The sequence below is a fragment of the Phycisphaerae bacterium genome (genome assembly GCA_012729815.1).
In the GTDB taxonomy this organism is placed as follows: Bacteria; Planctomycetota; Phycisphaerae; order JAAYCJ01; family JAAYCJ01; genus JAAYCJ01.
In genome coordinates this window covers 24,835-34,830 of record JAAYCJ010000061.1, presented here as the reverse complement: position 1 = coordinate 34,830, position 9,996 = coordinate 24,835, and the positions used below count along the sequence as shown (strand labels likewise).

Below are 9,996 nucleotides of genomic sequence, written 5' to 3'. Positions count from 1 at the left end.
GCATCTCGGACTTCACCGCTGAGAAAATCCGTCAGAGCGCGATGGGGCAGTTCGTGCTGTTGGACGACTTTATTGCCGGCCTCAAAGCCGGTGGCAGCGAAATCATGAGCCTCGAGCACTCCCAGGACGGCAAACTCCGCCGGACCGACATATCCTACGTGGGCGGTTCGGCGTGCGCGGGGTTGACCGAAGGCGTGGCCCGCGACTCGTTCTGGTCCGACCCGGAGACCGGGCTGGTTCACAAGATGCAGCGGGAGTTGCCGGATCCTCGGGAAACGGTCTTCACCTATGGCGCGAAGGTGGACGACATATACGATCTGGGTGCACCCAAGGCTTCCAAGGTGGTCGATAGCCGCCCGGCGCCCGAGGCCGCCAAGGTCCTGGATCGGCTGGACCGGCGCTTCCACAGCGGCTTTGGGGCGACCTACACCGCGCTGCTGGCCGAGACCGACCATCGCGAGCAGTGGGGCAGCCGCAAGATGTTCCTGCACCTCCATTCCGAAGACCGGGACGCCGGAATCTACGCCATCTACGCATTCCGCGAGGACGACTACCCGGATTCGCCGATGCTCGGCATCCAGGGCTGGCCCAAGCCGACCATGGACCACGTGCTCGAACTGGCCAAGACGACCGTGCCGCTGCTGTGTTATTCCGGAGACGGCAAGACGGCCTGGAACGCAAGGTTCGCGCAGACGCCCGACGTCAAGACCGTGCTGGTCGAACAGGAGCAACCCTTCGAAGAGAACCCGCCCAAGCTGGATTACCTCATCGAGTCTCACATCTGGCAGGGGCGAGACAAACTGTTTCTCTACGGCTTCGGACCCCAGGTGGATCTGACCACGGATGAGAAACGCCCAGGCATCCTCGGCCTGCGGCTGCGGTTTGGGGATTTCTCGCAAGACGAATCGCCCGCGGGCTCAAAACGTGAGGAAAAGGTCTTCTGGATCGATCCAAGCCGCGACGATGTCCCCGTCGAGGCGCACATCCGCAGCGAGCGGTTCGGTGGCGACGCTCGACACGTGATTGAAAAGCACGTGGAGTATCTCGACTACGCCAAACTCGAAAACGGTCCGTGGTACCCAACCCACTGGCAAGCGGTTTCTTCGTCCGTCGGCGGGCCCGGCCAGCGGAACATAACCTACACGCGGGAGTTCCACCTCCAACTCGCTCCCGGCAAGGCCCTCGACACGACGTGGTACGGCAGTTGTCAAAAACGACTCCAGGTAAACGGGGTTGACCTGGCAGGAAAACCGCAGCCGTAGACCCATCCGGTCAACCGGTTGCTCACGAGGAAACACGGAAACGGATGATTGTATAGACCGTTTCTCGGTTTTGGCTTGACAATCCAGACTCCCTGCGGTATCAAACTCCAGTAGTAGGGTCATGCCTCGGGGAAGGGGGCGTCTCGTCCGTAGGACGGCGCTCAGCGGGGAAAAGGGTTCGTGTCGGACTTCGTCTTGAGGTGCCGGATGCTGAGCCATTTCAATCCCGTCCATGCAAAAAGCTCAACGTCCGAAGTCCTGTCCACTCAATCCTGTCTCACTTTTTCCAAGGAGGTTTCGCTCATGAGAACGATTCTTGTCTGCGCATTGGGGGTTGCTTTGCTTTGTGTCGCTCCGGCCTACGCCTGGGGCCCGATCGCCCACGGCGGGATCGCCGACCGGATGATGCAGGACGGCGATATCGACTACGCGCTGGGCCTGTGGGGCTTCAGCAAGTCGAATATCAGCAGTTCCGCCTCGACCGGCGATATCTGGATGCCCGACTGGATGCACAGCGGGCAGTGGAACAACGTCCGCACCCAGTCGCAACTGAACGCCAGTTGGATGGCTTGGACGATCAACGAGGACTACTGTGGCGGGATGATGCACAACCTGGGCGACGTGTCGGTGCCGACCTGCCACTGCCCGGCCTGCGACGTCTGGTGCAGCAGCGGCTGCGCCGAGCTCTACTTTGAGGCCCAGGGCGAAGCCTATGGGATTCCCGCCTGGCCGGCCCCGTACGCCGTTGATTGGACGAACTACGACGGGTACTGCGCCGCCTTCTACAGCGATCAGATCTACTGGACCAACCGGTTCAAGGACCACCACAACAAGACTTGGTACTGCAAGTACCTCTGCATCTGCCAGACCGACTGGATCGATCCGTACTGCAAGGAGAACTCGCTCCAGCTCGGCTGGGAGGTCTTCTTCTGGTACCTCTGGTACCATTCGTAACCGTTTGATTGGCCCGCCCTCGCCGTCGACGAAGGGGACGCCTGTTGCGGCGGGGTGGGGCTGAGGCAGTTTGCCGGCCTCAACGGTTGAGGCCGAATATAGTCCGACAGGAAACCTAAAGGCAAGGGATCAGCCAACCGCGTCCCTTGCCTTTCCTTTTGAATGGCGATGACGGCTCAGCCGCTGCGGCTTCGGGACATGCCGGCCCTGGTCCGCAGCACATCGAGGAGGTTCTGAAAGTCCTGCGGCAGGGGGGCTTCGATGGCGAGGGTCTGCCCGCTGATCGGGTGGCGGAACTCGATCCGGTGGGCGTGCAGGGCGAAACGGCCGATGGCCGGGGTCGGATCGTCCGTGCCGAGCAGTTCACCGACCGTGGGGCTCTTGCCGCCGTACATCGAGTCGGCCACGATGGGATGGCGGATCCACGACATGTGAACGCGAAGCTGATGCGTTCGCCCGGTCTCCGGCAGAAGGCGAACGTGCGTGTAGCCGGCCAGCCGTTCGACGGCCTGGTAGACGGTCGCGGCCGGCCGCCCGATGCCCTTGCGGACCGAGTACCGTTCGCGGATTTGCGGATGGATGCCGATGGGGGCGTCGATGCGGTCGGAGTCCAACTCCAACTCGCCCTCGACCACCGCGCGGTATTCCTTGTGAATCCGCCGCCGCTCGAACTGCAGGGACAGCCGCCAGTGCGCCTCATCGTTCTTGGCCACCAGGATCACCCCGGTGGTATCCTTGTCGAGCCGGTGGACGATGCCCGGACGGACCGGATCATCGCTGGCTGAGAGGTTGTCACAGTAGTGGACCAGGGCGTTGACCAGCGTGCCGCTCTGATACCCGCGGGCCGGATGCACGACCATGTTCGGCGGTTTGTCGACCGCCAGGAGATACTCGTCCTCGTAGAGAATCCTCAGGGGAATGTCCTCGGGTAATATCTGGCGGGTTTCCGGAGGCGGCAGGATCAGTTCGATCCGGTCCGCGGGCATGATCTCGTAGCTGGGCTTGATCGCCCTGCCGTTGACGGTGATCGCCCCCTCCTTGATAAGTTTCTGGATCGCGGTCCGAGAAAATCGCGGAAACCGCCCCTGAAGGTACTTGTCGATCCGGCTTCGCGAGCGGCGTTTGCGCACCTCGATTCGGGCGTGGATGGGGCCGCCGTCCTGGTCCAGTTCCTGGGCCTCTTCGATCTCCAGGAGGTCGAGATTGTTATTGATCTGCTCGTCCATACTCGGGATAATCAAGTATAGCGAGCGGATCGCGAAAATGCACATTGGAACCCTCTGACCTTATTGAGCATAAATGCATTCGGTGGCTGGCTTTGGCTCTTTTTCCACGCGAGTCGCGGTATAATTCAGTAAAACGCAGTACCGTGAACCTTTTTCGAAGGCTCTACAGACTGATGAAACGAGGGTCCCAGGTGTCCAAAGACATTGGCTCGATCCTACGGTCGTGGCCGTCATCCGACGAAGGGGTGGACGCCCGCGTCGTCGTCGGGACGGACGGTCAGCCGCAGCTTCAGCTCCGTCTGGACTGCGGACTGCTCCAGATGGTCATCGACGGCCGGCCGGACGCGACCAAGCCCCATAACTGCCAGACCTACCTGGAGTACGTCACGCGCCGGGTCGCCGAGGTGAAGGCTGAGGATCCCTCGCGAGGCGTGCCGCGCAAGGCCTGGGCCGAACTGGACCGCGAGATGACCCAGTTCTACCACCGTCGGGTCGGAATGCTGGCGGTGGCGCGGCGGGCTCAGGACGGCGGCGAGAGTTCGACGGCCGCCTCTTACTACGAGCGGGCGGTCCGCGACGCCGACTACACGCTCGAGGCCATGGACTTCATCCGCGATCACTGCGACGACGAGGATCACGTGGAGAACCACGAGCGGTACCGTCCATTCGTCCTCTGGCACCGGACCATCGCCCTGACGCAGCGGCGGGTGCTCGACAAGGATTTCGACGAGGCGGTCGAGCAGATCAAGTCCGGCATGGGCCAGATCGCCAAGGTCTATGAGGACCACGGACTGACCAAGTGGCTGCGGCACGATCCGTCGATCGCGGAACTCAGAATGCTCGAGCGGCAGATCCGCCGGCAGTACGGCGTCAAGCAGACCCTCAGCGAGCAGCTCGAAGTGGCGATCGCCGCTGAAGACTATGAAAACGCCGCCCGGATTCGGGATCAGCTCAAGGCCAAGGGGCGCTTCCGCAGCCCGCGCGGGGCGGCTTCGGCGCGGTTCTAGCGGCCTCTGCCGCGTCTACGAGAAATCCGCCAGCCGGACCACCCGGGCGTTGGGGAATTTTGTTTGGGCCTGCTCGTGATAGTCCATCGCCACGCCCGGCGAGAGCGAACCGACCACCAGCGCATCCTCGGATAGCGTATTGCCGTCGCTGCGATCCACCGGCAGCGACATCCATCGGCGGATCGGCAGGGGACGATCGCCAATGATTCGGGTGACGGCGATCCCGCCTTCGCGCAGGTACTCGATGATCTGCTCCAACCCCTTGCCCCACCCGAAGATGGCGGCGGTGCGGAGGCCGTCCCGCTGCATCGCCTCGACGTGCGCGCGGATGGCCCGCCCGCCGAAGAGGGCGTCGAATTGCTCGGGCGTCAGTTCGGTTCGCCTGCGGTACTGCCGGGCGATCCGGTACCATCCGCCGGTCAACCCGCGCAGGAAGCCCCCGACCGCCCGCTCGATCCGGGCGATCGCAGCGTAGCGGGCCGCGGTCTGCCGCAGCATGGCCGCCCGCCGGGCCGGTGGCGAGAAACGGTGCCACAGTTGCAGGTTGTTGCGGGTCAGAAAGTACAGAATGCGGTCCATGTTCCGTTGCGACGGGCTCTTGGCGTGATGGACCAGGGCCTGCTCGCTCCAGCGGACCCGGTAGCCGCTCTGCCAGACCCGGCACGAGAGGTCGTACTCCTCGACGTAATACCCGTAGTCCTCGGGATAGCCGCCGAGTTGGCGGATCAGGTCGGTTCGCATCGCCGCCCCGCAGCCGACGAACACGCCCGGCAGTCCGCCGGACTCGTGCCGTCCCGAGGGCAGCTTGACCCGGCACGCCAGGATGCCCAAGTGCCGCTCCTGCTCGAACGCCTGATGAATATTCTTAAGTATCCCTGGTTCCGGGTAGCTGTCGTTGTCGAGCATCAGGGTGATCGACGCCCGGGCCCGCTCCAGGCCGACGTTGCGGGCCGCTGTGCCCAGATTCTGGTCCAGCCGCACCAGTTCAACCTGCGGAAAGCGCCTCTCGACCATCTCGGGCGCCCCGTCGGTCGAGGCGTTGTCGATCACCAGAATCTGCTTGTCCAGCTCGTTGAGCTCGGTGATCCGCTCCAGGGTCTGCTCCAACTCGCTGGCACGATTGAAGTTAGGTATGACGAGGGTGATTGCCGGCTGGGCCATGCCCGAATTTCCGTTGCTGGACTTGCTCGTTTGGAAAAAAGCTTATAATAGTGGAGTTATCGGCGAGTGTCGGTGGGGGGCTTGATGCCTAAAATGGGACAACCAAGCGATCAGGAGATTTCCAGCGTGACGCGACCGCCGCAAGCCGACCACAGCCGCGAACACCCCGACCCGCAGGCCGACCTGTACGCCAACCCGCTGCTGTTGGACCGGCACCGGATCGTGCATTCGATGGCATTTCGACGACTCCAGTACAAGACGCAGGTCTTCCTGCCGTTCGAGGGCGACCACTTCCGGACGCGGATGACCCACAGCCTGGAGGTGGCCCAGATGGGCATGGTGCTGGCCTGTCGCTTCGGGGCTGAGCCGCAACTGGCCGAGCTGGTGTGCCTGGCCCACGACCTGGGCCACGGACCCTTCGGCCATGCCGGCGAACGCGGCTTGAGCACGGCCCTGGGGGCCTTCGGCGGTTTCGAGCACAACGCCCAGTCGCTTCGGGTGGTCCGGTCCCTGGAACGGCCGTATCCGTGGTTTGCCGGACTGAACCTGACGCGTGCGGTGCTGTCCGGCATCGAAGGGCACAATGGGCCCTACGACCGGCCCGAAGCCCAGGCCGGAGGGTCGCTGGTGGCTCAGGCCGCGGACTGGGCCGACCGCATCGCCTACGACGCGGGCGATCTTGAGGACGCGATCGGTACCGAGTTGATCGAGGCCGGACAACTGCCGGAACTGCGGCTGTGGCGGCAGGCCGTCGAGCGGGTCGAGCCGGCGCTTCGCGACCGGCCGATCTACGTGATCCGCCGCTTGGTCGTCGAGAACATTCAGCGGATCGTGATCGAGGACTTGCACGCGGAGGAGCGCCCGGACGGGACCGTCCTGCGGCTCGGCGAGACGACGGCGGCGGCGCTGGCCGAACTGGAGCGGTTCGTGGCGGATAAGATTTACCGGCATCCGAGCATCGCCCAGACGGACGCAGCGTGCCAGCGGATCGTGATCCGGCTGTTCGAGAAGTACCGGTCCGAGCCCGACCTGCTGCCGCGTCGCTACCATCGGCGGCGGGACGAGTGCGAGCTGGAGCGGATCATCGGCGACTACATCAGCGGCATGACCGATCGCTTCTGCCTGAAAGTCTATCGACAGATGTTCGGTGAGGATGATATACTGTTAAGTTCGCTGAACGTGCTGATCGGACCAAGAGCCGAATAGCGGCGGCGTTCTCGACGAACTGTATTCAGGAGTGTGCAGACCATGACCGAGTCCCTGAGCCGGGAGACCACCGTCTCGGAGTTTGCGCCGCCGGCGCCGGTGGCCCGCTGGCAGGTTCACCGACGGATGTACCAGTGGGCGATCCACTGGGCCGACACGCCGCACGGCGCGCCGGCCATGGCGGTTCTGGCGTTCTGCGAGGCGATCTTCTTTCCCGTGCCGGCCGACGTGCTGCTGCTGGCTTTGTGCATGGGCAGACCGAAGCGTTCGTTCACTTACGGCCTGATCACGGTGATCTTCAGCGTGCTGGGCGGGTGCGTGGCCTTCGGGCTGGGCCTGGCCATCGGCGGCGAGCGGGTGATTGCGATGTTCGATCTGGTCGCGATGGGACCCAAGGCGGACCAGGCAATGAGGTTGTACGGACAGTACGAGTTCTGGGCGGTGGCCACCGCGGCCCTCACGCCGGTGCCCTACATGATGTTCAGTTGGCTGGGCGGCATCTGCTCGATCAGCTTCGCGGGCTTCGTGGTCACGTCCGCGATCTTCCGCTCGATGCGGTTTTTCGCGGAGGCGGCGATCATGTACTACGTGGGGGCCAAAGCCAAGCCGCTGATCGAGAAGTACTTCAACCTCGCCACGGTGATCGTGATCGTGCTGCTGGCGGTGGTCTTCGTGCTGCTGCAGATGCTCTCGCATCTGTTCGTGGATGCGGCCTAGCTCGCCTCCACGGTCCGGGCCAGTTGGTTGAGGCTGCAGCGGTAGACGCGGCGGGACAGGGCGTCGAAGCGGCTCAGGCCCCACTGGCGGGCCGCCGCCGTGCGGTGCGACTGTTGCCAGAAGTGAGCGGCCTGGACGAGCAGGGCCGGGCACAGCAGCAGGCTGACCGGCTGCGGCAGCCGCATCTGAAAGGCCATCCGCTGGAGCAATCGTCGCTCCGAGGCGCTCAGTTCGATGATCCCTTGGACCTCTTCGAGCAACTGCCTGGGGCGGCCCAGGATCGCTGGGAGCTTTTCGAGGCGCTTCTGTCGGATATAGCCGAACAGGGCCATCAGGCCGGCGCCGACCAGGGCCGCGGCGAAGATGACCAGCACGACCACGCCGGTGGTGTCGAGCGGTTCGGAAAACAGCTTGGGATACTGCGGCTCGATCGTTTCGGCGCCCAGCAGCAGCAGCGCCAAGGTCCGGGTTTCCGGCGCAGCCTTCTGCTTGGCCGGGCGCTGCTTGTTCTCTTTCCAGCACTGGACCAGATCGCCGATGGCCGCTGCGGCCTTGCTCTTGACCTGGGGGTCCGGGTCTTCACTGGCCAGCTTGTTGACCTTTTTGACCAGCGAGAGGGGAAGCGTCCGCTGAACGACCCACAGGGCGCTTCGGCGGAAACTGGGGTCCGGATGCTCGAGCATGCCGGCCAGCACCCGCAGGGCCAGGGCGTGCTCCGGACGCAGGATCGCCTTGATGGCGTTGGCGCGGACCCGGTTGTCGGCGCTTTCGAGTTTCGGAACCACCAGGTCGGCCAGGTTCGGCGGACTGAAGGTTTCGAGGGCCTCCAGTGCGTTGGCCTGAACCCGCGGGTCCGGATCGTCCATCGCATCGAGCAGGACCGCCTCCGCCTCGCTGGAGGCCACTTCGGCCAGGGAGGAGACGGCCGACGCCCGCACGTAACGGTCGGAGTCGCGGCACAGCGCGCAGAGCTCCCGCTCGAACTCCACGAACAGCCTGGCCTTCTTGACCAGCGACAGGGCGCGGGCCCGGTCGGCTGAGTGCGGCGAGCGGATCTTGTCGCGAACCCGCGAGACGATCTGTGCGTCGATGTTGTAGAGCTGGTCCATGTTCGCCTGGCAAGTCGCGGCGTCGAGCTGGTCGAACTCCAGCCAGAACGCCTCGAACTGCTGGCGGTTGGCGTCTTCGCTGTCGATCACGACCGGCTGATCCGGCTTCTTCGCGGCGGACGCGTCCAGCCGGCGGATGTGCTGGCGGGCCGTTCCGATCGCCTCAGGCGAGTAGTTGAGCCGGCGGTCCATCGACGCCACGTGCTTGAGCAGGGCGGTGACCTCCGGCGACTCCATCCGGGTCAGGGCCTCGACCGCGCATTTCTGGACCGCGTGATGGGGCGACCGGAGCAGATCGCCGAAGACCTGCGCCTTGCGGCTGACCGGCGTGGAGGTCGCCGTCAGCACCTCCACAAAGATCGTCTGGAGGGCCGATGGAAGCTTCAGCACGGGGCCCGTATCGTGCAGGACCCATCGAAAATCGCGGATCCAGCCCAGGTGCTTGCGCTCGATGCAGTGATGGCGGTACCAGCCGTGGCGGAGCCACTCGCGCATGAAGTCATTGCTCGCCACCCCCGAGATAATTTTGGCCACCGGGCGGACCAACTCGTCCTCGAGCAGGGCCCGGAACGCGAAGGCGGCGAGCCGCCGATCGGAAGTCCGCTGTAGAATCTCGACCGCGGCGTGGCCCACGCGGCTGCGCGGCTGGGCAAACTTCGCCCAGACGTTGTCGGGCAGGTACGCCGCCAGGTACATCGCCGACTCGACCAACTCGGTCCGCAGGTGGGCGCTGAAAGAGTCCAGTCCGTTCTCAATGGCGATGCAGTACTGATGCAGTTGGGCCCGCAGGGCGGCCGAAGGCTCCTTGGGCGGCTGGCCCAGTTCTTCGGGCGCGGTTTCCCGCTCCAACTGCTCGAGCAGGCGCTCGGCCAGGCGCTGCAGGGCCTCCGCGGCCTGCGTGCGGACCGCCGGCAGGTCGTCGTGGAGCAGCCGGACCAGGATGTAGGTCATGCTCGGCTGGGCCGAGAGATTGATCAGTTCGATCACGTTCTGTTTGGCCTGCGGCGCCTCGTCGCGCGAGGCCAGACGCAATGAGCCCGAGATGGCCGGGCACAGATCGACCAGCCGCTTCTGGAAATCGGGATCAAGTTTGTGATACGCCCGGACCACGTACGAAATCGCGTCGTCGTTGGCCCGCTGCATGAGGGTCGACGCCAGCCGCCCGGCGCATCGCCCGTCGTCGGCGAGCAGGGCGAAACCGATCGCCTGGTCCGCCGCCTCGTTGGCCGACCGGCCGATCGTGGTCAGAAGCTGCCGGTATTGATCGGTCATAGGTCAAGTCCCGATAAAACCGCCCATGGACGGACTTTGTCCGCCATCCATAGATCGGCTCGGGACGCCGCCGAGTTGAGTT

8 protein-coding genes are annotated in these 9,996 nt (G+C 64.5%); 5 read left to right on the top strand and 3 right to left on the bottom strand.

Annotated elements, in window-relative coordinates; translation table 11 throughout:
- Positions 1 to 1,262: hypothetical protein (locus tag GXY33_04655; GenBank protein NLX04417.1), on the top strand; the 1,262-nt coding region annotated here is incomplete at its 5' end.
- A gap of 303 nt (positions 1,263 to 1,565) precedes the next feature.
- Complete coding sequence (locus GXY33_04650; GenBank protein ID NLX04416.1) at positions 1,566 to 2,216, top strand: hypothetical protein; 651 nt, start codon at positions 1,566 to 1,568, stop codon at positions 2,214 to 2,216.
- Between the two features lie 176 nt (positions 2,217 to 2,392).
- Here GXY33_04650 and GXY33_04645 read toward each other — a convergent pair whose 3' ends face one another.
- The gene (locus GXY33_04645; protein ID NLX04415.1) at positions 2,393 to 3,442 is read right to left on the bottom strand and encodes an RluA family pseudouridine synthase; all 1,050 of its coding nucleotides are present in this window, start codon (positions 3,440 to 3,442) and stop codon (positions 2,393 to 2,395) included.
- Positions 3,443 to 3,633: 191 nt separating this feature from the next.
- On the opposite strand from GXY33_04645, the gene GXY33_04640 reads away from it, so the two are divergent.
- Positions 3,634 to 4,449 carry a hypothetical protein gene (locus tag GXY33_04640; GenBank protein NLX04414.1) on the top strand — a complete coding sequence of 272 codons (816 nt, stop codon included), beginning with the start codon at positions 3,634 to 3,636 and terminating at the stop codon, positions 4,447 to 4,449.
- A 15-nt stretch (positions 4,450 to 4,464) separates the two neighbouring features.
- Here the strand turns inward: GXY33_04640 and GXY33_04635 are convergent, their stop codons facing one another.
- Entirely contained in the window at positions 4,465 to 5,610 is a 1,146-nt protein-coding gene (locus tag GXY33_04635; GenBank protein ID NLX04413.1) for a glycosyltransferase family 2 protein, read from the bottom strand.
- 126 nt (positions 5,611 to 5,736) lie between these two features.
- On the opposite strand from GXY33_04635, the gene dgt reads away from it, so the two are divergent.
- Together dgt and GXY33_04625 are read left to right on the top strand one after the other, a co-directional pair.
- Entirely contained in the window at positions 5,737 to 6,816 is a 1,080-nt protein-coding gene (gene dgt, locus GXY33_04630) for a dNTP triphosphohydrolase (GenBank protein ID NLX04412.1), read from the top strand.
- Between the two features lie 42 nt (positions 6,817 to 6,858).
- Entirely contained in the window at positions 6,859 to 7,533 is a 675-nt protein-coding gene (locus GXY33_04625) for a DedA family protein (protein ID NLX04411.1), read from the top strand.
- Here GXY33_04625 and GXY33_04620 read toward each other — a convergent pair.
- Complete coding sequence (locus GXY33_04620; GenBank protein NLX04410.1) at positions 7,530 to 9,914, bottom strand: HEAT repeat domain-containing protein; 2,385 nt, start codon at positions 9,912 to 9,914, stop codon at positions 7,530 to 7,532. The genes GXY33_04625 and GXY33_04620 overlap by 4 nt on opposite strands.
- Positions 9,915 to 9,996: the final 82 nt, after the last annotated feature.

What these genes read in the sequence shown, in the direction of transcription:
- GXY33_04650 (NLX04416.1), top strand. Translation starts at nt 1,566, where the DNA reads ATGAGAACGATTCTTGTCTGCGCATTGGGGGTTGCTTTGCTTTGTGTC.
- GXY33_04645 (NLX04415.1), bottom strand. Translation starts at nt 3,442, where the DNA reads ATGGACGAGCAGATCAATAACAATCTCGACCTCCTGGAGATCGAAGAG.
- GXY33_04635 (NLX04413.1), bottom strand. Translation starts at nt 5,610, where the DNA reads ATGGCCCAGCCGGCAATCACCCTCGTCATACCTAACTTCAATCGTGCC.
- GXY33_04625 (NLX04411.1), top strand. Translation starts at nt 6,859, where the DNA reads ATGACCGAGTCCCTGAGCCGGGAGACCACCGTCTCGGAGTTTGCGCCG.
- GXY33_04620 (NLX04410.1), bottom strand. Translation starts at nt 9,914, where the DNA reads ATGACCGATCAATACCGGCAGCTTCTGACCACGATCGGCCGGTCGGCC.